27 protein-coding genes and 1 tRNA gene are annotated in these 23051 nt (G+C 67.2%); 5 read left to right on the forward strand and 23 right to left on the reverse strand.

Annotated elements, in window-relative coordinates:
* The first annotated feature begins 1 nt into the window (after window position 1).
* From NMB40_RS13370 to NMB40_RS13380, 3 genes are read left to right on the forward strand one after another with little or no spacing between them, the layout of a single operon-like run.
* Window positions 2-1777 (forward strand): copper resistance system multicopper oxidase, encoded by a 1776-nt coding sequence (locus tag NMB40_RS13370; RefSeq protein WP_494358713.1) that lies wholly within the window; start codon window positions 2-4, stop codon window positions 1775-1777.
* Entirely contained in the window at window positions 1774-2727 is a 954-nt protein-coding gene (locus NMB40_RS13375; RefSeq protein ID WP_494358714.1) for a copper resistance protein B, read from the forward strand. Before NMB40_RS13370 ends, NMB40_RS13375 begins: the two co-directional genes overlap by 4 nt.
* Complete coding sequence (locus NMB40_RS13380) at window positions 2727-3239, forward strand: GNAT family N-acetyltransferase (RefSeq protein ID WP_494358715.1); 513 nt, start codon at window positions 2727-2729, stop codon at window positions 3237-3239. Before NMB40_RS13375 ends, NMB40_RS13380 begins: the two co-directional genes overlap by 1 nt.
* Window positions 3240-3242: 3 nt before the next feature.
* On the opposite strand, the gene NMB40_RS13385 is transcribed toward NMB40_RS13380, so the two are convergent.
* Window positions 3243-3557: a TFIIB-type zinc ribbon-containing protein gene (locus NMB40_RS13385; RefSeq protein ID WP_494358716.1), complete on the reverse strand. Its 315-nt coding sequence runs from the start codon at window positions 3555-3557 to the stop codon at window positions 3243-3245.
* A 163-nt stretch (window positions 3558-3720) separates the two neighbouring features.
* Between NMB40_RS13385 and NMB40_RS13390 the strand changes: the two genes are divergently transcribed.
* A complete protein-coding gene (locus NMB40_RS13390; protein WP_282247194.1) occupies window positions 3721-4122 on the forward strand; it encodes a response regulator in 402 nt (133 codons plus the stop codon).
* An 8-nt stretch (window positions 4123-4130) separates the two neighbouring features.
* On the opposite strand, the gene NMB40_RS13395 is transcribed toward NMB40_RS13390, so the two are convergent.
* On the reverse strand, window positions 4131-4469 hold the full coding sequence (locus tag NMB40_RS13395) for a YdcA family protein (protein ID WP_494358717.1): 339 nt from the start codon (window positions 4467-4469) through the stop codon (window positions 4131-4133).
* 133 nt (window positions 4470-4602) lie between these two features.
* Here NMB40_RS13395 and NMB40_RS13400 point away from each other — a divergent pair, with 133 nt between their 5' ends.
* Window positions 4603-5265: a DUF3011 domain-containing protein gene (locus tag NMB40_RS13400; RefSeq protein ID WP_494358718.1), complete on the forward strand. Its 663-nt coding sequence runs from the start codon at window positions 4603-4605 to the stop codon at window positions 5263-5265.
* Window positions 5266-5309: 44 nt separating this feature from the next.
* Here NMB40_RS13400 and NMB40_RS13405 read toward each other — a convergent pair whose 3' ends face one another.
* The 21 genes from NMB40_RS13405 to aspS form a co-directional block, all read right to left on the reverse strand.
* The gene (locus NMB40_RS13405) at window positions 5310-5990 is read right to left on the reverse strand and encodes an MliC family protein (RefSeq protein ID WP_494358719.1); all 681 of its coding nucleotides are present in this window, start codon (window positions 5988-5990) and stop codon (window positions 5310-5312) included.
* 72 nt (window positions 5991-6062) lie between these two features.
* A complete protein-coding gene (locus tag NMB40_RS13410) occupies window positions 6063-6953 on the reverse strand; it encodes an NAD-dependent epimerase/dehydratase family protein (RefSeq protein WP_494358720.1) in 891 nt (296 codons plus the stop codon).
* Window positions 6954-7128: 175 nt separating this feature from the next.
* Window positions 7129-7204 (reverse strand) — tRNA-Lys (locus NMB40_RS13415).
* 71 nt (window positions 7205-7275) lie between these two features.
* The gene (gene queC, locus NMB40_RS13420) at window positions 7276-7941 is read right to left on the reverse strand and encodes a 7-cyano-7-deazaguanine synthase QueC (RefSeq protein ID WP_068853746.1); all 666 of its coding nucleotides are present in this window, start codon (window positions 7939-7941) and stop codon (window positions 7276-7278) included.
* Window positions 7942-8016: 75 nt separating this feature from the next.
* Complete coding sequence (queE, locus tag NMB40_RS13425; RefSeq protein ID WP_494358721.1) at window positions 8017-8715, reverse strand: 7-carboxy-7-deazaguanine synthase QueE; 699 nt, start codon at window positions 8713-8715, stop codon at window positions 8017-8019.
* Between the two features lie 150 nt (window positions 8716-8865).
* Window positions 8866-9684 carry a tol-pal system protein YbgF gene (gene ybgF, locus NMB40_RS13430; protein WP_494358722.1) on the reverse strand — a complete coding sequence of 273 codons (819 nt, stop codon included), beginning with the start codon at window positions 9682-9684 and terminating at the stop codon, window positions 8866-8868.
* 3 nt (window positions 9685-9687) lie between these two features.
* The gene (gene pal, locus NMB40_RS13435) at window positions 9688-10203 is read right to left on the reverse strand and encodes a peptidoglycan-associated lipoprotein Pal (protein ID WP_068853749.1); all 516 of its coding nucleotides are present in this window, start codon (window positions 10201-10203) and stop codon (window positions 9688-9690) included.
* A gap of 65 nt (window positions 10204-10268) precedes the next feature.
* The gene (tolB, locus tag NMB40_RS13440; RefSeq protein WP_068853750.1) at window positions 10269-11591 is read right to left on the reverse strand and encodes a Tol-Pal system beta propeller repeat protein TolB; all 1323 of its coding nucleotides are present in this window, start codon (window positions 11589-11591) and stop codon (window positions 10269-10271) included.
* A gap of 154 nt (window positions 11592-11745) precedes the next feature.
* Window positions 11746-12807 (reverse strand): cell envelope integrity protein TolA, encoded by a 1062-nt coding sequence (tolA, locus tag NMB40_RS13445; protein WP_494358723.1) that lies wholly within the window; start codon window positions 12805-12807, stop codon window positions 11746-11748.
* Entirely contained in the window at window positions 12797-13225 is a 429-nt protein-coding gene (gene tolR / locus NMB40_RS13450) for a protein TolR (RefSeq protein ID WP_068853752.1), read from the reverse strand. Before tolR ends, tolA begins: the two co-directional genes overlap by 11 nt.
* A gap of 23 nt (window positions 13226-13248) precedes the next feature.
* Window positions 13249-14028 carry a protein TolQ gene (tolQ, locus tag NMB40_RS13455; RefSeq protein WP_448143381.1) on the reverse strand — a complete coding sequence of 260 codons (780 nt, stop codon included), beginning with the start codon at window positions 14026-14028 and terminating at the stop codon, window positions 13249-13251.
* A 10-nt stretch (window positions 14029-14038) separates the two neighbouring features.
* The gene (gene ybgC, locus NMB40_RS13460) at window positions 14039-14470 is read right to left on the reverse strand and encodes a tol-pal system-associated acyl-CoA thioesterase (RefSeq protein ID WP_494358724.1); all 432 of its coding nucleotides are present in this window, start codon (window positions 14468-14470) and stop codon (window positions 14039-14041) included.
* Entirely contained in the window at window positions 14460-15500 is a 1041-nt protein-coding gene (gene ruvB / locus NMB40_RS13465; protein WP_494358725.1) for a Holliday junction branch migration DNA helicase RuvB, read from the reverse strand. Before ruvB ends, ybgC begins: the two co-directional genes overlap by 11 nt.
* Window positions 15501-15599: 99 nt before the next feature.
* On the reverse strand, window positions 15600-17519 hold the full coding sequence (locus NMB40_RS13470) for a potassium transporter Kup (protein ID WP_494358726.1): 1920 nt from the start codon (window positions 17517-17519) through the stop codon (window positions 15600-15602).
* Window positions 17520-17565: 46 nt separating this feature from the next.
* A complete protein-coding gene (gene ruvA, locus NMB40_RS13475; RefSeq protein WP_068853757.1) occupies window positions 17566-18156 on the reverse strand; it encodes a Holliday junction branch migration protein RuvA in 591 nt (196 codons plus the stop codon).
* Between the two features lie 10 nt (window positions 18157-18166).
* Complete coding sequence (ruvC, locus tag NMB40_RS13480) at window positions 18167-18688, reverse strand: crossover junction endodeoxyribonuclease RuvC (protein WP_282247640.1); 522 nt, start codon at window positions 18686-18688, stop codon at window positions 18167-18169.
* A gap of 77 nt (window positions 18689-18765) precedes the next feature.
* Window positions 18766-19497: a YebC/PmpR family DNA-binding transcriptional regulator gene (locus NMB40_RS13485; protein ID WP_068853759.1), complete on the reverse strand. Its 732-nt coding sequence runs from the start codon at window positions 19495-19497 to the stop codon at window positions 18766-18768.
* A 76-nt stretch (window positions 19498-19573) separates the two neighbouring features.
* Entirely contained in the window at window positions 19574-20206 is a 633-nt protein-coding gene (locus NMB40_RS13490; RefSeq protein WP_494358727.1) for an esterase/lipase family protein, read from the reverse strand.
* A gap of 119 nt (window positions 20207-20325) precedes the next feature.
* Window positions 20326-20847 (reverse strand): GNAT family N-acetyltransferase, encoded by a 522-nt coding sequence (locus NMB40_RS13495; RefSeq protein WP_210130899.1) that lies wholly within the window; start codon window positions 20845-20847, stop codon window positions 20326-20328.
* 20 nt (window positions 20848-20867) lie between these two features.
* The gene (locus tag NMB40_RS13500) at window positions 20868-21206 is read right to left on the reverse strand and encodes a DNA primase (protein ID WP_282247643.1); all 339 of its coding nucleotides are present in this window, start codon (window positions 21204-21206) and stop codon (window positions 20868-20870) included.
* A 71-nt stretch (window positions 21207-21277) separates the two neighbouring features.
* A complete protein-coding gene (aspS, locus tag NMB40_RS13505) occupies window positions 21278-23026 on the reverse strand; it encodes an aspartate--tRNA ligase (RefSeq protein WP_494358728.1) in 1749 nt (582 codons plus the stop codon).
* Between the last annotated feature and the right edge of the window lie 25 nt (window positions 23027-23051).

The following is a 23051-nucleotide window of genomic DNA, read 5'->3' on the forward strand; positions in this document are numbered from 1 at the left end:
AATGTCACACCCCTCTTCCCCCGGCGCGGGCGCCCCGCCCCTGCCGTCGCGGCGCCTGTTCGTGCAGGGCCTGGCCGCCGGCGGCGTGGTCGCCGGCCTGGCCGGTCCCGTGCCGGCGCGCGCTCTGGCCAACGCCGGCCCCCGCGTGGCCACCGCCCCGCAGGTGCTCAGCGGCCAGCAGTTCCAGCTGAGCATCGGCGAATCGCTGGCCAACTTCACCGGCCGCAACCGCCCGGCGATCACCGTCAACGGCAGCCTGCCCGCGCCGATCCTGCGCTGGCGCGAAGGCGACACCGTCAGCGTGCGCGTGGCCAACGCCCTGCAGGGCCACCCCACCTCCATCCACTGGCACGGCATCCTGCTGCCGGCCAACATGGACGGCGTACCCGGCCTGAGCTTCAACGGCATCGCCCCGGGCGAGGCCTACCAGTACCGGTTCACCCTGAAGCAGTCCGGCACCTACTGGTACCACAGCCATTCCATGTTCCAGGAACAGGCCGGCCTGTACGGCGCACTGATCATCGACCCGCTGCAGCCGGCGCCGTACCGGTTCGACCGCGAGCACGTGATCCTGCTCTCGGACTGGACCGACATGGACCCCGGCGCGCTGTTCCGGCGCATGAAGAAGCTCGCCGAGCACGACAACTACTACAAGCGCACGCTGCCCGATTTCCTGCGCGACGTGCGCCGCGATGGCTGGAGCGCGGCCACTGCCGACCGCGGCATGTGGGGCCGGATGCGGATGACGCCCACCGACATCTCCGACATCAACGCCCACACCTACACCTACCTGCTCAACGGCACCGCGCCGGCCGGCAACTGGACCGGCCTGTTCCGCAGCGGCGAAAAGGTGCTGCTGCGCTTCATCAACGGCGGTTCGATGACCTACTTCGACGTGCGCATTCCCGGCCTGAAGATGACCGTGGTGGCCGCCGACGGGCAGTACATCCACCCGGTGAGCATCGATGAGTTCCGTATCGCACCGGCGGAAACCTTCGATGTGATCGTCGAACCCACTGGCCAGGATGCGTTCACCATCTTCTGCCAGGACATGGGCCGCACCGGCTACGCCGCCGGCACCCTGGCCGTGCGCCACGGACTGCAGGCGCCCATTCCCGCGCGCGACCCGCGCCCGCTGCTGACCATGAGCGACATGGGGCATGACATGGGTGCCATGGGCCACGACATGAAGGGAATGGAAGGCGGCTGCGGCGCGAACATGGGCCACGCCGGCCATGGCAGCGCCGGCAAGGCACCGCGCCACGCGCCGAGCGAGAACGGCAACCCGCTGATCGACATGCAGAGCTCGGCCACCGAGCCCAAGCTTGATGACCCCGGCATCGGCCTGCGCGACAACGGCCGCCAGGTACTCACCTATGGCGCCATGCGCAGCCTGTTCGAGGATCCGGACGGACGCGAGCCGTCGCGCGAAGTCGAACTGCACCTCACCGGCCACATGGAAAAATTCAGCTGGTCGTTCGATGGCATTCCGTTTGCCAGCGCCGAACCGCTGCGCCTGAACTATGGCGAGCGCATGCGCATCGTGCTGGTCAACGACACCATGATGCAGCACCCCATCCACCTGCACGGCGTGTGGAGCGACCTGGAGAACGCCGACGGCGAATTCAAGCTGCGCAAGCACACCATCGACATGCCGCCCGGCACCCGCCGCAGCTACCGCGTGCGCGCCGACGCGCTGGGCCGCTGGGCCTACCACTGCCACCTGCTTTACCACATGGAAGCCGGGATGATGCGCGAAGTGAGGATCGAAGAATGAAGATGCTTACCGTTGCACTTCTGACCGCCATCGCGGGACCGGCGTGGGCACAGTCGCATGCGCACGCACACACCGATGCAGCTCCCGCGGCTGCACCGGCGGCGGTCGACCATTCGAAGATGGACCATTCGAAGATGGACCACTCGAAAATGGACCATTCAACGATGGATCACTCGACCATGGATCACTCGACCATGGATCACTCGACCATGGGCCATGGCACCGTGCCGAGCGCACCGCGCGAACCCATTCCCGAGGTCACCGATGCCGACCGGGCGGCCGCCTTCCCACCCATCAACCATGATGCGATGGAGCACGCGCCCAACGTGCACAGCCTGCTGCTGATCAACCGTCTGGAGCACTGGGATGGCCAGCACGGCACCGGCCAGGCGTGGGAAGCCAGCGGCTGGGTCGGTGGCAACATCAACCGCCTGTGGCTGCGCAGCGAAGGCGAACGCAGCGGGGGGCGCACCGAATCGTCCGATCTCGAAGTGCTGTACGGGCGCAGCGTGTCGCCATGGTGGGACGTGCTGGTGGGCGTGAAGCAGGACTTCCGCCCGGCGGATTCGCGCACCTGGGCCGCGCTCGGCATCCAGGGGCTGGCCCCGTACAAGTTCGAAACCTCGGCGACGGCGTATGTCGGCGAAGGCGGCCAGCTGGCTGCCACCCTGGAGGTCGAGTACGAGCTGCTGCTCACCAACCGCTTGATCCTGCAGCCGCTGGTGGAGGCCACGCTCGCCGCCAAGGACGAACCCGAGCACGGCATGGGCTCCGGCCTGAACAAGGTCGAGGCAGGGTTGCGCCTGCGCTACGAGTTCAGCCGCCGCTTCGCCCCGTACATCGGCATCAGCCATGAGCGCCTGTTCGGCGACACGGCCGACTACCACCAAGTGGCGGGCGAGCACACCCGTGACACCCGCTGGGTGGCCGGCGTGCGGGTCTGGTTCTGATGGCAGTGCAGATCCGCCGTGCAATGCCTGCCGATGCAGAGCTGCTCTCTGCATTGGCCATGGCCACCTACACCGAGACCTTCGGCGATTCATATCCGCCCCAGGACCTGCATGACTTCCTCGACGCGCACTACTCACCCGCACCACAGCGTCGTGAACTGGAAGATCCGCTCAGCGCCGCATGGCTGTTGTTCGATGGCGACCAGGCAATTGGCTATCTCGCGGCGGGGCCGAACAGCCTGGCCCATGCATTGGCGGCGGAAGGCGACATTGAACTGAAGCGGCTGTACGTGCTCGCCACCCATCAAGGTGGCGGGCACGGTGCCCAGTTGATGGACGCGTTCCTGGACTGGCTGGACCAGCCCCGGCGCCGCACGCTGTGGGTGGGCGTGTGGTCGGAAAATTCCGGCGCGCAGCGCTTCTACGCGCGCTACGGCTGTGTGCAGGTTGGCAGCTATGAATTCCCGGTGGGCGAAAGCCGCGATCTGGAATTCATCCTGCGCCGGCCCTGAGCATCAGAAATCGAACAGGTCGGACAGGAAGCTTTCTTTCTTCTTCTTGCGGTAGCCCTGTCCATCGCCGTAGTGCTGCTGGCCCAGGTGGCGGGTGTCGCGGTGCTGCACCTGCTGGTGCACCTGCTGCGGCGGCGGAGGCGGCGGCGCGGCGGCACGCACCGGGGCGGGCGCGGCGGCACCGGCCGAGCGCTCGATGATCTTGTCCAGCTCACCACGGTCCAGCCACACGCCCCGGCACTGCGGGCAGTAATCGATTTCGATGCCCTGGCGCTCGGACATCACCAGCGCTTGGGTAGTACAGACGGGGCATTGCATCGATCAGGCTCCAATCAGGGGTCAGATCCTGACTGTACCGGGGCCTACCTGACCGGCGCACAACAAACCGACACCCAATGACGCTGTTTGCACGATCCCCTCACCTGCCGCTGGCCCATACTGCCGCGCCTTTCCACCCAAACCCTGCAGGGGAACCCGCGTCATGTTGTTGTCCAAGCGCCATGTTGCACCGCGCGTGCTGTTGATCGAAGACACTGAAGACACCCGTGAACTGAGCCGCATGGCGCTGGAAAGCCAAGCCTGCGATGTGGCCGCGGTCAGCTCGGCCGAAGCCGCCCTGGGCCTGCTGCAGGCCGGCGAGCGCTTCGACCTCGTGTTCACCGACGTCTGCCTGGGCGGCCTGAGCGGCATCGAAGCTGCGCACCGCATCCGCCAGCACCAGCCCAGCCTGCCGGTACTGGTCACCTCCGGCCTGCAGCCGGACCGGGTCACCCCGCAGCTGGCCCCGGGCATCCACTTCCTGCCCAAGCCGTATTCGATGAGCGAGCTGCTGGACGCGATCCGCGCCTGCTTTGGCGATCACGACGTGGACCGGGCGGCCTGAGGCCCCCATCAATCGCGCGGCTTGTAGCTCTTGTTGCCTGCGGGTGTAAGGCAGTAGCGACCGCCGCGCGGCCCGGTGCACAGGTTACCGCTGCTGCAAGGGCAACTGCCCGCGCCCACCGGAGCCGCCCTCGCCGGTGCGAGCCGCGCGCCGCCGCCGACGGCGGTGCCGGCCGTGCAGATCTTCTTCGACGCACTGATCGAGCCGTCATTGCAGACGAACGATCCACCGGCACAGCGGGAGATACCCCCTTTCTTTCCCGAGCACGGTGTATTGCCCGCTTCGGCCTGACCGACGCATAGCCCGGCCAGGAGCAACAGCCCCAGTAGTCCCTTCTGTATACGCATGAAGCTCCTTCCGCATGTACGCGCGCCTGGCGCGGGGAAAGCCTACCCTTTCATGCGGATTTCATCCAAGTCTGCGCATCGTTCGCCGGACGGGGCCGCGCCGCGGTCCCACTCGCTGACTGGAAGCCGAAACATGCAGACCCGAATACTGCTGGGCACCCCGTTGCTGTTGCTCGCCTCACTGACCGACGTGCGCGCGGATGACTTTGTCACCTGCGAAAGCCGCGACAACCGCTACCAGTCCTGTGCAGTGCCTTACGCTGGCTATGTCACGCTGGACCGAAAGCTGTCCGGCGCGGACTGCCGCCAGGGGCGCAGCTGGGACTATGACCGCCGCAATGTGTGGGTCGATGACGGCTGCCGCGCCTCGTTCCGGGTGCGCGGCGATGACCGCCACCATGACCGCGATGACGACAACCACGATGCGAAGGTGGCTGCCGGCGTGCTGGTCGGTGCGGCCATCCTGGGCGCGCTGGTGCATAACGCCAACAAGCAGGATGCGCGCTACGACGATGACAACTACCAGGGCGCGCGCCATACCTCGTACGTGCCCGAATGGATGGTCGGTGAGTTCGAGGGCTACAACCCTATGTACAACCGCGACATCCGCATGCGCATCGAAGCCGATGGCCGGATGTCGGCGCAGGCCGACGGCCAGAACCTGTCCGGCTGGGTCAATGGTGGCCAGCTCAACGTGGGCAACAGCGTGTTCGACATCAACCAGAGCCGCGACGGCTTCGTGACCACCGAAGTGGGCGACCGACAGAACGAAGTGCGCTACCGCCGCGTGCGCTGAGCGGTGAGGCGGTGCCGGCGGACACCACCGGCACCGCCTTGGTTTTACTTGCCCGCGACCTTGCAGCTCAGGCGCGTACCGTAGAACTCCAGCGTGGCCTCGCCCTGGTGCTCCCAGAATTCCACGCCCTCGCGGGTGTAGCGGCTGCCACTGGCTGAGGGCGCGGCAAAGGCAATGGCCTGGTCGCGGCCCAGGCGTATCACCGCCACCTGCGGTTCAAAATTATTGTGGAAGACCACCGAGAGCGGCTTGCTGGCGTCGTCGCACTGATACTGCGTTGCCGCCGGTGCCGGCCCATTGGCTGCCGCCAAGCGGAGCTCGACGATACGGGTCTGATACGACTCCAGCAGGCAGCGATTGGCGTCCACCGCCTGCCAGCAGGCGTCGCGACCCTTGATCCAGCCGCGCTGCTCAGCAGCCACGTCCAGCTCGCCCGGCCCGGTCTGCGCCGCCTTGTACAACCCGGCCAGCTCCCGATCCAACGCCGACAGCCGTGCGTCACCGCATACGGCCTTCTCCGCATCGGAGCCGGCCTTGGCGCAATCGAACGACGGGCCCTCGGAACCCGCCGCTGGCAGCGCGGCCGGCGCGGCTGCCGGCTTCGGCGATTCGGACGCGGCTTCGCTCGTGGCGGGCGCGGTGGGTGCAGCCGTCGTTTCGGTCGGCGTGGGTTTGCAGGCCGCCAGCGCCAGCGCGCCCAGGCCGATCAGGACAAAACGGTTCATGGCACCTCCACAGCGCCTGTCATTCACCCGCATAGTCTGCGCCACGCCGCGCTCAGGCGGCGTGTACGCGCGCTATTCGATGGTGCAGTCATCGACGCGGACGGTATCGGGCAGCACCTCGATGCTGCCCACCGCCAGCTGCTCCAGGATCGTTTCGGGCCCACGCCAACTGCGCCACTGCAACCCGACGCTGGCGGCGCGCGCGTCGTGGATGCGATCTACCACTGGCAGTGTCCAGCCGCGACGGTCGTACTCGGCCAGCCATTGCGGGCAGCGCTGGGCCAGTACGTCACGCGGGTGCGTCACCAGCGCCTCGCAATCCTCCCGCTGGAACGGCGTCCAGCCGCTGGCCAGGTAACGCTGGAACGCCGGGCCGCCGTTGGTCAGCGCGGCCACATGCGCATCCGCCACGTCACGGACGTCGATGCCGCGATGTAAGCGGTACAGCATCATCCGTTCCGGTGGCTCCGGGAAGCAGCGCGACATCCGGATCACACGCACGTCCATATCCGGGCCGGCCGCGCCTTCCAGCCACTGTTCGGCCGCAAGCTTGGAACGGTGGTAAACGGTGCGGGGCTGGGGCGTGGTCTGCTCATCCACCCAGGTGCAACGCCCCGGCACGATGGCGTGCCCGTACAGCGCGGTGGTGCTGGTGAACACCAGCCGCCGCACGCCCGCCTCGCGCGCCAGCATCGCCAGCGTGCGCGTGCCTTCCACGTTGATGCGTTGGAATTCGCTGTCGCTGAAGAGTCCCACATGGGGCGCGTGCAGCGCAGCGGCATGGATGACCGCATCCACGCCCTGCAGCGCCTTGGCCAGCACCCGGGTATCGGTGAAATCGGCCACGTGACGCGTGGTCGCAAAGGGACTGCGGTCGATGCCCACCACCTCGTGGCGAGCGGCCAGGGCACCAAAGATGGCGCGACCTACCCGGCCTGAACTTCCTGTCAGGAGAATCTTCACTGGAGAGCACATGTCAGCGCCCGGGAGCTACCGGGATCGATGGATTGTATCCATCGGGAACACGCTCTGGCGTACAACGTGGATGACACCGGTGGCGAGTGCCGCGCGTTGTGACCGACGTCTTCGCCAGAAACAAAAAAGGCGCCCATGGGGCGCCTTTAATGATCTGATGCAGTGGTGGGCCGTGATGGATTCGAACCATCGACCAAAAGATTAAAAGTCTTCTGCTCTACCGACTGAGCTAACGGCCCATTGCATGCCCCGACTTCGCGCCGGGGGTGCGCATTCTAACCCATCTTGCGCCGCAGGCGTACCCCGCCGATCAGGCGTAGCGGGTCGGGTCGGCCACGCCGGCGTCGGCGAAGCCCTGCGCGCGCAGGCGGCAGGCGTCGCAGTGGCCGCAGGCGGCGCCGCTGTCGTCGGCGTTGTAGCAGGACACGGTGAGGCCGAAGTCCACGCCCAGGCGCACGCCTTCACGCACGATGTCGGCCTTGCTCAGGAACTGCAGCGGCGCGTGCACCTGGATGCCCGCCCCTTCCACGCCGGCCTTGGTGGCCAGGTTGGCCAGGGTCTGAAAGGCGCTGATGAACTCGGGGCGGCAGTCCGGGTAGCCGGAGTAGTCCACGGCGTTGACGCCGCAGAAGATGTCGTTGGCGCCCAGCACTTCGGCCCAGCCCAGCGCAACCGACAGCATGATGGTGTTGCGCGCCGGCACGTAGGTGACCGGGATGCCCTCGCCGCCCGCTTCGGGCACGTCGATGTCGTCGGTCAGCGCCGAGCCGCCGATGCTGCGCAGGTCCACGTTGACGGTCTTGTGCGCGACCACGCCCAGCGCCTTGGCCACGGCGGCGGCGGCATCCAGCTCGGAGGTGTGGCGCTGGCCGTAGCGCACGCTCAGCGCATGCACGGCGAAGCCCTGCTCGCGGGCCATGGCGACGACGGCGGCGGAATCCATGCCGCCGGACAGGAGGACAACTGCGTTCTTCATGAGGGTGTTTCCGGTGGGTTGCGGGAAAGCCAGCACGCTGTCCCGCGCCGGTACATCAAGGGGCAACGAGCGGGCTCAGCGGCCCGGCTCGTCGTCCCAGAGGATTTTGTGGAGCTGCATCTGGAAGCGCACCGGCAGGCGGTCCTCCACGATCCAGTCGGCCAGCTCGCGCGGGCTCACCTGGCCCTTGCTGGGCGAGAACAGCACCATCGAGCGCTCGTTCAAGCGGTGCTCGCGGACCATGCCGCGCGCCCAGTCGTAGTCCTCGCGGCTGCACAGCACGAACTTGATCTGGTCACGGCGGGTCAGCAGCGGCAGGTTTTCCAGGCGGTTGCGCGCCATTTCGCCGGAACCGGGGGTCTTGAGGTCGACCACGCGCGACACGCGCGGGTCCACGCCGCTGACATCCAGTGCGCCGGAGGTTTCCAGCGAGACGTCCAGGCCGGCGTCGCAGAGCTTCTCCAGCAGCACCAGGCAGCGCTTCTGCGCCAGCGGCTCGCCGCCGGTCACGCACACGTGGTGGACGCCCTGGGCCAGCACTTCGCGCACGATCTCGTCGATGTCCCACCAGGTGCCGCCGTGGAAGGCGTAGGCGGTGTCGCAGTAGGTGCAGCGCAGCGGGCAGCCGGTCAGGCGCACGAACACGGTCGGCCAGCCGGCGGTATCGGCTTCGCCCTGCAGGGAGGTGAAGATCTCGGTGATCTTCAGCCGTGGCAGGGGCGACTGCACGATCTCGCTGGGGAGCGCGGCGGCGGCGGACAGGGTGGTGGTCATCGTGGGCGTCTGGGAATGCGGTTTACGGAAACGAGAGCAGCCAGGCAGGGCCTGGCTCTACGGGGCCGCGCGGGCGTTTTCAGCCGCGCGGGTGCACCGGCTTGGCCGGCGCGCAACAGATGATTATACCGGCCTTAGCCGGTCGGGGCCTCAGCGGATCTGCTGGCCGAGGCGGATGGCCTGCAGACGGTCCTGCGCGGTGCGCGCGGCGTCCGAGCCGGGATAGGTGTTCACGACCTGCTCCAGGGTGGCCTGGGCTTCATCGATCCTGCCTTCGCCGTACTGGGAAAGGCCGATCTTCAACAGGCCACCAGAGGCCTTGTCGTGGGTCGGGTAACGCGCGATGAGGTCGCGGAACTGCGCCTCGGCGAGCGGGAAATTGCGGGTGGCGTAGTAGCTTTCACCCAGCCAGTACAGCGCGTTGGGGGTGTAGACGCCATTGGGGTAGAGCTCGAGGAAGCTCAGGAACAGCTGGGCCGAGTCGTCGTACTTGCCGGCCTTGAGCGAATCAAAGGCCACGTTGTACGCGGTGCGCTCGTCGCCACTGGCGGCAAGGCTGCCCGGGTCGCCGTGCACGGAGGGCGGCCGCTCGGTGGCGGCCGCTGCCGGTGCGGCGGGCTTGGGGGCGACGGCCGGTGCATTCGCGGCCGGAGCGGCCGGAAGGATCGGGGCCGAGCCACCTTCAATACGGTTCAGACGCCCGTCCAGGTCCAGGTACTGGTCCTGCGAGGTCTGCTTGAGCTGGGCGTTTTCGTTCTGGAGCTGCTCAACCGTGCTCTGCAGCTGCTGGATCTGCTGCCGAAGCTGGTTGACCTGGTTCAACAGGTCCTGGTTGGAACTGTTGTTGTAGGCCTGCTGCTCAAGCGCGCCAACGCGGTCGGCGAGGCTCTGCCGCTGGGCCTGCGCCGGTGCGGCAGCCACGAGGGCTGACGCAACGACCAGCATCAGGGATGTGATGCCGATGCGCATGGATTACTGCGCGGTGTAGACGATTTCGACGCGACGGTTCTGCGACCAGCAACCTTCGTTCGACTCGGTGCAGGTCGGACGCTCTTCACCGTAGGAAACGACGGTGATCTGGCTGGCCGAGCCACCGTTGGCCTGCAGCGCCGAGGACACGGCATTGGCACGACGCTCACCCAGGGCCTGGTTGTAGGCGCGCGAACCACGCTCGTCGGTGTGACCCTGCAGGGTCATGCGGGCCGACGGACGGTCACGCAGGTACTTGGCGTGGCAAGCCATCTGGGCCTGGAATTCCGGCTTGATTGCATCCTGGTCCAGGTCGAAGAACACAACGCGCTGGCGCAGGCAGGCGTCGGTGTCCAGGTCGCCCGGGCCGTACAGGCCGGAGGTCGACGGGCCGGTCGGCTGCGAGGTGCTGCCGGTGTCGACCGGAGCAGCAGGCTGTTCCTTGACCTTCTTGGAGCAACCGGCCAGAGCGGCCACGGACAGCAGGGAGACAAGCAAAACGCGGGTGGTCTTGTTCATGTAGTTACCTTTGAGGCTCCTAAAGCCGGATGTAGGGATGAATACGTGCGGATCTTAACACTCTGTTAGCGCTTTGTACGGTATGGCGACCAAGAAGGTTCGCGAACATCACCGTCGGCCAGGACCAGCCGCTGGCGCACGCGCGCATCAGCCGACACGGCATACAACACTCCACGACCACCCTCGCGGGCGGCATACAGCACCATGCTTGCGTTGGGCGCAAACGTGGGGGACTCGTCAAGCGAACCCGGCGACAGCGTGCTCCAGCGCGGCGAGCCCAAGCTGCTGTCCATCATCGCGATCTTGTAGGTATTGCCGCTGCCCTGCGCCACGACCAGCTTCTTGCCGTCGTAGGACATGCTCGGGGTGGCGTTGTAGTTGCCCTGGAAGGTCACGCGCGAGGCGCTGCCACCGCTGGAGGAGACCTGGTAGATCTGCGGGCGGCCGCCACGGTCGGAGGTGAAGTAGACGCTGGAACCGTCTGCGCTCCAGGTCGGCTCGGTGTCGATGGCGAAGTGGTTGGTGAGCTGGGTGAGCTGCTTGCTGCCCAGGTCCATCACGTAGATTTCCGGGTTGCCGCTGCGCGACAGCGACAGGGCCAGGCGGCGGCCGTCCGGGGAGAACGACGGGGCGCTGTTGATGCCGCGGAAGCTGGTGACCAGCTCACGGGCGCCGGTGGCGATGTTCTGGATGTAGATCGCCGAATTGCCACGCTCGAAGCTGACGTAGGCCAGGCGGTTGCCGTCCGGGCTCCACGAGGGCGACAGCAGCGGTTCGGCCGAGCGCACGATGGTCTGCGGGTTGAAGCCGTCCGAATCGGCCACCATCAGCGCGTAGCGCATGGCATCGCCCTTGCCGCTGGCGGTGACATAGGCGATGCGGGTCCAGAAGGCGCCGCGCACACCGGTGATCTTTTCGTAGATGGCATCGGCCATCTGGTGGGCAACGTCGCGCATGGCGTTGCCACGGGCGGTCATCGCCAGGCCCAGCAGGCGCTCGCCCTTGGGCACGTCATACAGCTCGTACTCGACCCGGTAGGCGCCGGCACCGGCGTCCATGACCCGGCCGACCACGATGTAGTTCTGCTTCAGCGCGCGCCAGGTGGCGAACTGGATCTCGCCGCCACGGGTGGGCTTTTCGACGATCTGCGCTTCGGGGAGGGTGCGGAACTGGCCCGAACGCTCCAGGTCGGCGCGGACCACCTGCGCCACGTCGGTCTGCGGGGCGGCCGCCGAGCCCTGGTAGGGCATGGGCACCACGGTGATGGGCAGCGCGGAGGCGTTGCCGCCGATGATGTCGATGTCCAGGCCCCTCTGCTGCGCAGCGGCGGCAAGTGGCAGGAACAACAAAGCCGCGAACACGGCAAACCAGCGAGGCATCTTCTTCATGGGCGCTCTATAGGGGGAAAACCAGAACGAGGGATAACAGCAGTGCGGTGAACAGTTTCGCAATCATGAACCAACCGGGTGTGAAATCCGAGTGGTCACCCCACGAAAAATCACGGGCCATTAACGAAACCGGGCACCGCCTGCCCGCCCGGGATCAGTTGTCCTGGGCGGTAAAGGTGAAGTTGAGCTGGCGCGAGAACACCTCTTCGAAGCCGCGGTACGGCAGCGGCTGGGCGTTGAGCACGGCCGCTTCGATGGAGCGGCGGCCGGCCTCGTCGAACGGGCAATCCGGGCTGACCTTGGCCGAATTCACGTTGCCACCGGGCAGCTGCACGATCACGATCTTGCAGCGCTGGCCGAACGGCACGTTGTCCGGGCGGGTCCACGACGCCAGCACCTTCTGCTGGATCGCTGCCGCGTACTTGGCGCGCAGGTCGTCGCTGGTACCACCGCCACCGGCGGCCGGCTGGGCGGCGCCGCTGGAGCCGGCGGTGGACTGGCCTGCCGCGGCGCGGGCGGCGGCCAGCTGGCGCAGCTTCTGCTCGGCCAGCTTGGCTTCCTTCTCTGCCGCCTCGCGGCGGCTGCGGATTTCGGCGATCTTCTTCTGGCGCTCGGCTTCGGCCTTTACGTCGTTGGCCTTCTGCTCCTGCTCGGCCAGCTTCTTCTTCTGCGCGGCCTCTTCCTGCTGCTTGGCCAGGCGCAGTTTCTGTTCGGCCTCTTCCACGCGCTTGCGCTCGGTCAGGTCGATCTGCTCCTGGCGGCGCTTGGCTTCCTGTTCCTGCTTGGCCTTCTCGGCCGAGATCGACATCGCGTTGACCGCGGCCTGGTCGACCGTGTCGGGCTGGGCGATGCGTTCCTGGGCGTTCTGCTGCTGCGGGGTGGGTGCGTCCTGCGGGCGCGGCTCGGGCAGCGGCTGCGGCGGCGGCACGGTGTCTTCTTCCACCGGGATCGGCTCGGCCACCGGCTCGGGCAGGTCAGGCAGTTTTTCCGAGGCGCGCAGCGCCTGGCGTGCCGCGGCGGCTTCCGAGGCCGACAGCTGCAGGCTGGCTTCAATGGCCGGATCGCCGGCGGCCGCTTCGGTGCTGCGCTGGGGTGACCACAGCCAGGCGGCGATGAACACCAGCGCGAGCAGTACGTGGACCAGGATCGCCAAGGCGATCGGCAGGCCCCACTGGCCTTCCGGCTGGCGCTGCGGTGGCAGGGCTTCAGCGTGCATCGGTCGCCAGGCCTACCTTTTCCACGTTGGCGCGCTTGATCACGTCCATCGCCGCGACCACCTTTTCATAGGCCACGGCCTTGTCGGCGGCCACGATCACGCGCAGGTTCTTGTCCTGTGCGGCGAGCGCGCCGAGCTGGGCCTGCAGCTGGCCGGCGTCCATCGGCGCCGGCTCCTTGGCTTCGGGCAGCTTGAGGCTGAGCTGGCCGTCCAGGCGGACCGAGACGATCACCGGGTCCTGCTTGCTCTCCAGCGCCTTGGCCTGCGAACTGGGCAGGTCCACTTCAAAGCTCAGGGTGAGCAGCGGCGCGGTGACCATGAAGATGATCAACAACACCAGCATGACGTCGATGTACGGCACGACGTTGATTTCGGATTTGAGCTTGCGGCGCTTGCGGCGGCCGATGGCAGCGGTCATGGCAGTGTCCTTGTGCTGGGCGCTTACTCGTCGCCCGCGGACTGGCGCTGCAGGATCGAGCTGAACTCTTCGGCGAAGGTTTCGAAGCGGACCGACAGGCGCTCGACGCGGGTGGTGAAGCGGTTGTAGGCCCACACCGCCGGGATGGCCACGAACAGGCCGATGGCGGTGGCGAACAGGGCTTCGGAAATACCCGGCGCGACCGAGGCGATACCGGCCTGCTCACCGCTGTTGATCATGTCGTGCATGGTCACCATGATGCCGAACACGGTGCCGACCAGGCCCACGTACGGGGCGGTGGAACCGATGTTGGCCAGCAGCTCCAGGCTGCGCTCCATCTGGTCCACTTCACGGGTGAAGGTGGTGCGCATGGCGCGCTGGGCGCCTTCCAGCTGGGCGCGGCCATCCAGGCGGCGCTTGTCGCGCAGGCGGGTGAATTCGCGGAAACCGGCTTCGAAGATCGCCTCCAGGCCGCCTACCTTGCGGTTGCGGTCGGTGGCGGCGCTGTACAGCTTGCCCAGGTCGGCGCCCGACCAGAAGCGGCTTTCGAACTCGTCGGCTTCGCGGTTGGCGGCGTTGAACACGCGCGACTTGCGGAAGATGATCACCCAGCTGATGAACGAACCGGCCAGCAGCAGCAGCACGATGATCTTCACCGGCAGGCTGGCCTTGATCATCAGGTCCAGGTAATTGATGCCACCGCCGTGCGCGGCTTGGGCGACGGTCTGCGACGCGGCGCTGGTGACTTCCTGCGGCAGCGCTTCGACCACCGTGGCCTGCAGGGCCAGGAGCATTCCGATCATCCGTTGTTCCTCAATATGCGGCTATTTGAATTTCGTGGGGTTTCAGCGCGGCGTGGAGAACATCGTCCATGCCGCGCGGCTTGAATGTGGCAGCGTCCAGTGCCGCGATTTTCACCTGCGCGGTCAGCAGCGTTTCATCGCCGCGACGCACCGCCTGGTCGAACACCATGCTGGCGCGCTTGCACTGCACCAGCGTGGCGGTCACGTCCAGCGCGTCGTCCAGCCGCGCCGGCCTGAGGAACTCCATGGTCATCGACCGGACCGCGAACACCAGGCCATGCTCGGTGCGGGTGCGTTCCTGGCCGTAGCCAAGGGCCCGCATCCATTCGGTGCGCGCCCGCTCCATGAAGGCCACGTAGCGGGCGTGGTAGACCACCCCGCCAGCGTCGGTATCTTCCCAATATATGCGTGTCGGCCAACTGAACCGCGGGTCAACCGACATCGGGGACCTCCGCGAACAGGTCGGCCGGGGGGGTCTTCGGCTTCAGGCCCAGGTGGCGGTAGGCCTTCTGGGTGGCCATGCGGCCGCGCGCGGTGCGCACCAGGAAGCCCTGCTGGATCAGGTAGGGTTCGACCACGTCTTCCAGCGTGCCACGCTCTTCGGACAGGGCCGCGGCCATCGATTCCACGCCGACCGGGCCGCCGTCGAAGTAATCGATCAGCGTGCGCAGCATGCGCCGGTCGAGGTCGTCGAAGCCTTCCGGGTCCACCTTCAGCATCTGCATGGCGGCCTGCGCCACGGCCTGGTCGATGTGGCCGGCGGCCTTGACCTGGGCGTAATCGCGCACCCGGCGCAGCAGCCGGTTGGCGATACGCGGGGTGCCGCGCGAACGCCGCGCGATTTCCGCCGCGCCGTCGGCGGTGCAGTCGATGCCAAGGATGGCGGCCGAGCGCCGGACGATCTTCGTCAGCTCTTCGGGGGTGTAGAACTCCAGCCGGTGCACGATGCCGAAGCGGTCGCGCAGCGGCGCGGTCAGCAGGCCGGCCCGGGTGGTGGCGCCAATCAGGGTGAACGGCGGCAGGTCGATCTTGATCGAGCGGGCCGCAGGGCCCTCGCCGATCATGATGTCGATCTGGAAATCTTCCATCGCCGGGTACAGCACTTCTTCCACCACCGGCGACAGGCGGTGGATTTCATCGATGAACAGCACGTCGTGCGGCTGCAGGTTGGTGAGCAGCGCGGCCAGGTCGCCGGCTTTTTCGATCACCGGCCCGGAGGTCACCCGCAGCGCCACGCCCAGCTCGTTGGCGATCACGTGGCTCAAGGTGGTCTTGCCCAGGCCGGGCGGCCCGAAGATCAGCACATGGTCCAGCGCATCGCCACGGGCCTTGGCCGCTTCGATGTAGATCGACAGCTGCTCGCGCACGGGCGCCTGGCCAAGGTAATCGGCCATGCGCTTGGGGCGGATGCTGGCGTCGGTGGTGTCATCCTCGCGGGTGGCACCGGCGCCGATGATGCGGTCGTCGGTCATCCCGCGATTATGCGGCAAAACGGGTGACGACCAACGGTCGTCACCTACCGGGGCATTGAAAATCAAGCGGTAGCGGCCGACCGTTGGTCGGTCGTCGCCTCAGATCTCGACCTGGGCGCCCAGCTCAACCAGGCGATTCCCCGGAATCCGGAAGAACCCGGTCGCCGGCGCCGCGTTCCGGTGCATCAGCGCGAACAGCTTGTCGCGCCAGATCGGCATGCCGCGGTTGGCGGTGGCCACGATGGTTTCGCGGCTGGCGAAGAAGGTGGTGTCCATCGGGTCGAAGTAGATCCCGCCGTGGTCGCACGAGCGCATCAGCGCCAGCGGCACGTCCGGGGTTTCCATGAACCCGAAGCGCACGAACACGCGGTAGAACTCATCGCCCACCGATTCGATCTTCAGGCGCTTGCCTTCCATCGCGTACGGGATGGGCAGGGTTTCCACGTGCAGGAACACGTTGCGCTCGTGCAGCACCTTGTTGTGCTTGAGGTTGTGCATCAGCGCATGCGGGGCCACCGAGGGGTCGGCGGTGAGGAACACCGCCGTGCCCGGCACCCGTACCGGCGGGGCCAGCATCAGCCCGGGCAGGAAGGTATCCAGCCGGATGCCGTCCTTGCGGATTTCATCGCGCAGCAGCTCGCGGCCGCGCCGCCAGGTGCGCATCATGGTGAACAGCACGATGCCCAGCACCACAGGGAACCAGGCGCCCTGCAGCAGCTTGGCGCCGTTGGCGATGACAAAGCCCAGGTCGATGACGAAGAACACCACGCACAGCGGGATGATCCAGTAGCGCGAGGTCGGCCACAGCGCGCGGGCCACCAGGGCCAGCAGCAGGGTATCGATGAGCATCGTGGCCGACACCGAGATGCCGTAGGCCACCGCCAGGTTGGAGGAGCTGCGGAAGGCCAGCACCAGCCCGATCACCATCACCGCGATGCCCCAGTTGATGCCGGGGATGTAGATCTGGCCGATGGTGTCGTGCGAGGTATGGGTGATGCGCATGCGCGGGATGTAGCCCAGCTGCATGGCCTGGCGCGAGACAGAGAACGCGCCGGTGATCACCGACTGCGAGGCGATCACCGCGGCCATGGTGGCCAGGATGATCATCGGGTACAGCGCCCACTCCGGCACCGCTTCGAAGAACGGGTTCTTCACCGCTTCGGGGTTGTTGAGCACCAGCGCGCCCTGCCCCAGGTAGTTCAGCACCAGGCACGGCAGCACGAAGAAGTACCAGGCGTGGCGGATCGGCTTGGCCCCGAAGTGGCCCATGTCCGCGTACAGCGCCTCGCCACCGGTCACCGCCAGCACCACCGCGCCGAGGATGAAGATGCCGTGCCAGCCGTGTTCCATGAAGAAGCGCAGCGCCCACATCGGGTTGAAGGCCTTGAGCACTTCCGGTGAATCCACGATGTTCCAGATGCCGATCGCGGCCAGTGAAATGAACCAGATCGAGGTGATCGGCCCGAACAGCTTGCCGATTTTCTCGGTGCCGAAGCGCTGCACGGCAAACACCGCCAGCAGCACCACCACGGTGATCGGCACGATGAAGGCATGCAGGCCGGGGGCGGCCACTTCCAGGCCCTCGACCGCGCCCAGCACCGAAATGGCCGGGGTGATCACCCCATCGCCGAAGAACAGCGAGGCACCGAAGATGCCCAGGATGCCCACCACGTAGGCCGAGCGTGACCCATGGCGCAGGGTGCGCTGGGTCAGCGCCATCAGCGCCATGATGCCGCCCTCGCCGTCATTGTCGGCGCGCATGATGATGGTGACGTACTTCAGCGTCACCACGATGTTCAGCGCCCAGAACGCCAGCGACAGCACGCCCAGCACGGTGTCGTGGTCGCTGTTGAGGCCGTAATGCGGCGAGAACGCTTCCTTCAGGGTGTACAGCGGGCTGGTACCGATGTCGCCGAACACCACGCCGATGGCGCCGACGATCAGGGCCAGGCCGCTGGCGGCCGGCGCGTGGCCGTGCGCGTGGTGGCCGCTGTCGTGCTGGGTGGAAGAGGTGGACATGGGACTCCGGGAGGGCGTCGGTCGGTATGGGAAAAGGCCGGCGCGCTCAGCGCAGCGCGGCCTGCAGGGCCTTGCGGATCACGGTGGCGACATCATCGCCTTCGGCGTTGGCATCGCGCGCCATGCGCGCGGCCTCGGTCGGCTTGTAGCCCAGCTGCTGCAGGGCCACGGTGGCTTCGGACACCGGGTCGGTGGCCGGCGCGGCGCCGGCAATGGGGGCACCGCCGCCGCCAAAGTTGGCCGCGCGGTCGCGCAGCTCCAGCACCATGCGCTCGGCAGTCTTCTTGCCGATGCCCGGGATGCGGGTCAGCGCAGTGATGTCACCGGCCTGCACCATCTTGGCGAACTCATCCACGCTCACCCCGGACAGCACCGCCAGCGCGATCTTCGCGCCGATGCCGCTGACCTTCTGCACGTCGCGGAACAGCCGGCGCTCGCCCTCGCGCAGGAAACCGTACAGCGACACGCTGTCTTCCTTCTGCGCGTAGTGGGTGAACAGGGTCACCTCGCGCCCCAGTTCGGGCAGGTCGTAGAAGGTGCTCATCGGCGCCTCCAGCTCGTAGCCGACGCCGTTGACGTCGATCAGCAGCCACGGCGGCGCCTTGTACGCCACGATCCCACGCAGACGACCAATCATGCAGATGTCCTCATTTCCGGCTCCAGGCCTGGCGGGCATTGACGCCAAGGCGCTGCGCCGTTGCCCTTACATGGGCGTGGGTGATGGCCACGGCCAACGCATCGGCGGCGTCGGCCTGCAGCTTGGTTTTCAGGTTGAGCATAAGCCCGACCATGTGTTGGACCTGTTGCTTCTCCGCCCCACCCCGGCCCACCACCGCCAGCTTGATCTCGCTGGCCGCGTATTCGTGCACCGGCAGGTCGCGCATGACCACCGCCGAGATGGCCGCGCCGCGCGCCTGGCCCAGCTTCAGGGCCGAATCGGGGTTGCGCGCCATGAACACCTTCTCGATGGCCACTTCGTGCGGGCGGTATTCCTCCACCAGCGCGTTGAGCCCCAGCACCAGCAGCTTCATGCGGTTGGGGAAGTCGTCGGCGCCCAGCAGCACCAGCGGCAGGTGGTGCACGTGCAGCACCTTGCCGGTGGGGTCCACGTCAATGATGCCCACCCCGGTGCGTTGCGAACCGGGGTCGATGCCGAGGATGCGGATCATGCGTGGAACGTCGGGAGTCATCATGGTCCGCATTGTCCGCCCCCGACGTCGCACTTGGCGAGACGGGGGCATGGACATCAGGCGTAGGCGTCCGCGCCGAGGTCGGCGTTGGAGAACACGTCCTGCACATCGTCCAGGTCTTCCAGCATGTCCAGCAGCTTCTTGACCTGCAGGGCGGTGTCACCCTCGACCTTGATGTCGTTGTCGGCGCGGAAGGTCAGTTCGGCGTGGTCCGGCTTCAGCCCGCCCGCTTCCAGCGCATCCTTGACCGCGTGGTACATGTCGGCCGCGGTCAGCACGTCGATGGCGCCGTCTTCCGGGTACACCACGATGTCATCGGCGCCGGCCTCGATGGCCGCTTCGGTCACCGCGTCCTCGTTGGCGCCGCCGGCGAAGTGCAGCACGCCCATGCGCTTGAACATGAAAGAGACCGAGCCTTCGGTGCCCATGTTGCCGCCGCACTTGCTGAACGCGTGGCGGACATCGGCCACGGTACGCACGCGGTTGTCGGTCAGGCAGTCCACGATCACGGCCACGCCACCGGGGGCATAGCCCTCGTAGCGGATCTCTTCGTATTCAACGCCTTCCAGCTCGCCGGTGGCCTTCTTGATGGCCCGTTCGATCACGTCCTTGGACATGTTCGAGGCCAGGCCCTTGTCCATGGCCACCCGCAGGCGCGGGTTGTTGTTGGGGTCGCCTCCACCGCCGCGCGCGGCTACGCCGATCTCACGGATGATCTTGGTGAAAATCTTGCCGCGCTTCGCGTCAGACGCGTTTTTGCGGTTTTCGATGGAAGGGCCTCTACCCATGGGTGTTTCCGTGCTTGCGTCAGGAACAGGGCGCGGATTCTACCTGATCGGCCGCCCTCACCGTGTTAGCCGGGTCTCAGGCGGCGTGCGCGGCCCGGTCCGGGCGGAAGCAGCCGTCGCGCAGGAAGGCGGCGGTCTGGCGGGCGGCATCGGGGGAAAACACCAGCCCGCTGTGGCTGGCGGCCACCACGCAGTGGTCGGCCAGGCCCGGCAGGCGGGTCTCGTCCAGCGCCACGGTGCCGTCGGAGGCGTCGCCACAGGCCCCCAGCAGGCTGCCCAGCCCATGCGGCACCGAACCGGCGATCAGCCCCACCCGCGCCCTGCCCTCCCAGGCCGGCAGGCCATCCAGCAGCAGCTCGCTGCTGCGGCCCAGCGCCAGCGACCAGCCGTGCTCGGCCAGCGAACGGGCCGTACCGCTGCCGCGCAGCGGCGAGCCCAGGCAGACCACCCGCGACACCGGCAGGTCCGGCTGGCGGCGCAGGGCCTCCAGCGCCACCAGGCCACCCAGGCTGTGCCCGACCAGCGCCACCGGGCCACTGTCCTGCAGCCGCTTCAACAGCTGCGGCACAGCCACGTCGGGGCCGCCGAACACGCTGGAATAGCCGAAGGTGTCCACGCTGAAGCCGCGTGCGCGCAGGCGCCAGGCCAACGGGCCAACCCAGGCGCGGGCATTCCAGATGCCGTGCAGCAGTAAAACGGGGGGAGTCATGTGCTCAGCGTAGCCGGTGCGAAACCGATCCAGAGGTAGGAAACGGTGTCATTAGACAAATGGACGAAGGAACGGCGGGTGAAACCCGCCGCTCACGTCGTTTCCTGGAGAAGGGCCGTTCAGGCCGCCTGCGGCGGGCGGCGCAGGATGAATTCCAGGTCGCGCACCTGGCCGACCGGGAATTCGTAGGTGCCCACCTTGCTGAACCCGTAGCGGGCGTAGAAGCGCTGGGCGCCGAAGTTCTCCGACCACACCCCCAGCCACAGGGTGCGCGGGCCGTTGCGCTCCAGCCAGGTCAGCGCGGTTTCGAGCAGGCGGCTGCCCCAGCCGCAGCTCTGCTGCTCCTTGATCAGGTACAGGCGCTTGAGCTCGCCATCACCCGGTTGAACGTCCGGGTGCGGCAGGCCACACGGGCCGGCGGCGGCATGGCCGACGGCCACGCCATCCAGCTCCAGCAGCCACACCGCGTAATCGGGATGGGACAGGATCACGCGCTGGCGGTCTTCGGCGTAGGCCTCGTCCAGGAAGTCCTGCAGGTCCTGGGCCGGGTACAGGTGGCCGAAGGTTTCCACGAAGGTACGGGTGGCCAGCACCGACAGGGTCGGTGCGTCTTCGGGGCCGGCGCGGCGGATGGTGTACATGGACGGGTGCGGGGCAGGCCTCAGGCCTGCGTCCCCTTGGCGGCGTCTTCCTCTTCGCCGTCTTCTTCGTCCTCTTCCTCGTACTCCTCCTCGTCCTCGTCTTCCTCGCCCTCTTCGTACTCTTCGTCTTCGTCCTCGCCCTCTTCCTCTTCGTCGTCCTCGTAATCCTCGACGCCGAAGTCCTCACCGTCCCAGCGGCCTTCGCCATCGGCGACGAAAGTCAGCGCCATCGCGGCCGGGTTGGTACCCACGCGCACCAGCCAGCCACCGAACACGCGCGCGCGCTCGGTCACCAGGTTGGCATCGGCACCTGCGTTGCCCAGCTTTTCCCATTCCACTACGAATGCAAACTCGCTCACTGCTGGATCTCCTGGACGATGTGGTGGTGGTGCAGCCGGGCAGGGCCCGGCTCTACGGTTTGGGCGATGATTTATTTCTTGGGGCGGACCTGGATGTGCACTTCGGCCAGCTGCTCATCCGGGATCGGCGACGGGGCGCCGGTCATCAGGCACTGCGCGCCGGTGGTCTTCGGGAACGGAATCACGTCGCGGATCGATTCGGTGCCGGCCATCAGCGCGGCGATGCGGTCGATGCCGAAGGCGATGCCACCGTGCGGCGGCGCGCCGAAGCGCAGCGCGTCGAGCAGGAAGCCGAACTTGGCTTCGGCCTCTTCGGCGCCGATGCCCAGCAGCTCGAACACCGTGCTCTGCATGTCCGAGCGGTGGATACGGATGGAGCCGCCACCGATCTCGTTGCCGTTGAGCACCATGTCATAGCCGCGCGACACGGCCGTCTTCGCGTTGGCGCGCAGGTCGGCGATGTCGTCCACCGCCGGGGCGGTGAAGGGGTGGTGCAGGGCCACGTAGCGCTGGGCTTCGTCGTCGTACTCGAACATCGGGAAATCGGTGACCCACAGCGGCGCCCAGCCGGCGGCGACCAGGTCGAAGTCCTTGCCGGCCTTCAGGCGCAGCGCGCCCATGAAGTCGGACACCTTGTTGTAGCCACCGGCGCCGAAGAACACGATGTCGCCGTTGCCGGCGCCTACGTGGGCCACCAGCGCGGCGAACGCCTCTTCGCTGAAGAACTTGGCGATCGGCGAGCTGATTTCGCCGTTCTCGGCGATCTTGATGTAGGCCAGGCCCTTGGCGCCGTACTTGGCGGCGTGCGCGGCGTACTCATCGATCTGCTTGCGCGACAGGCTGGCACCGCCCGGGATGCGCAGCGCGGCCACGCGGCCATCGGGGTCGGCCGCGGCGCTGGCGAACACCGGGAACTCGCTGGCCTGGACCAGCTCGGCCACGTCCACCAGTTCCAGGGGGATGCGCAGGTCCGGCTTGTCCGAACCATAGCGACGCATCGCCTCGGCCCAGGTCATGCGCGGGAAGCTGGCAGCCAGCTCCACGTCGACCACTTCCTTGAAGATGGCGCGGATCATGCCTTCCACGTAGTCCTGCACGTCGCGCTCGCGCACGAAGGCGAACTCCATGTCCAGCTGGGTGAATTCCAGCTGGCGGTCGGCACGCAGGGCTTCGTCGCGGAAGCAGCGGGCAATCTGGTAGTAGCGGTCGAAGCCGGCCACCATCAGGATCTGCTTGAACAGCTGCGGCGACTGCGGCAGGGCGTAGAACTCGCCCGGGTGCATGCGCGCCGGCACCAGGAAGTCGCGCGCGCCTTCCGGGGTGGCCTTGGTCAGGATCGGGGTTTCGATGTCCTGGAAGCCGTCGCCATCAAGGTGGCGGCGCAGCGCCTGCACCAGCTTGATGCGGGTGCGCTGCATGCGCTGCATTTCCGGGCGGCGCAGGTCCAGGTAGCGGTACTTCAGGCGGGTTTCTTCGCCCGGGTTCTCGTGGGCGTGGAACGGCAGCGGCTCGGCCTTGTTGAGCACGGTGATGCGGGTGGCGACGATCTCCACCTGGCCGGTACGGATCTTGTCGTTCACCGCATGGCGCCTGCGCACCACGCCTTCCACCTGCAGCACGTCCTCGTAGCCGAGGCTGGCGGCGACCTTGAACACCTCCGCGTTTTCAGGCTCCACCGTCACCTGCACGATGCCCTCATGATCGCGAAGATCGATGAAGCACACGCCGCCCAGGTTGCGGGCAACGTCGGTCCAGCCGGCGAGGGTGACAGTCTGGCCAATCAGGGTCTCGTCGACCAGGCCACAGAAGTGGGTACGCATGGGGGTAAAGCTCCGCAGGAGATTG

This window comes from Stenotrophomonas sp. FBCC-B152 (assembly GCF_059134105.1).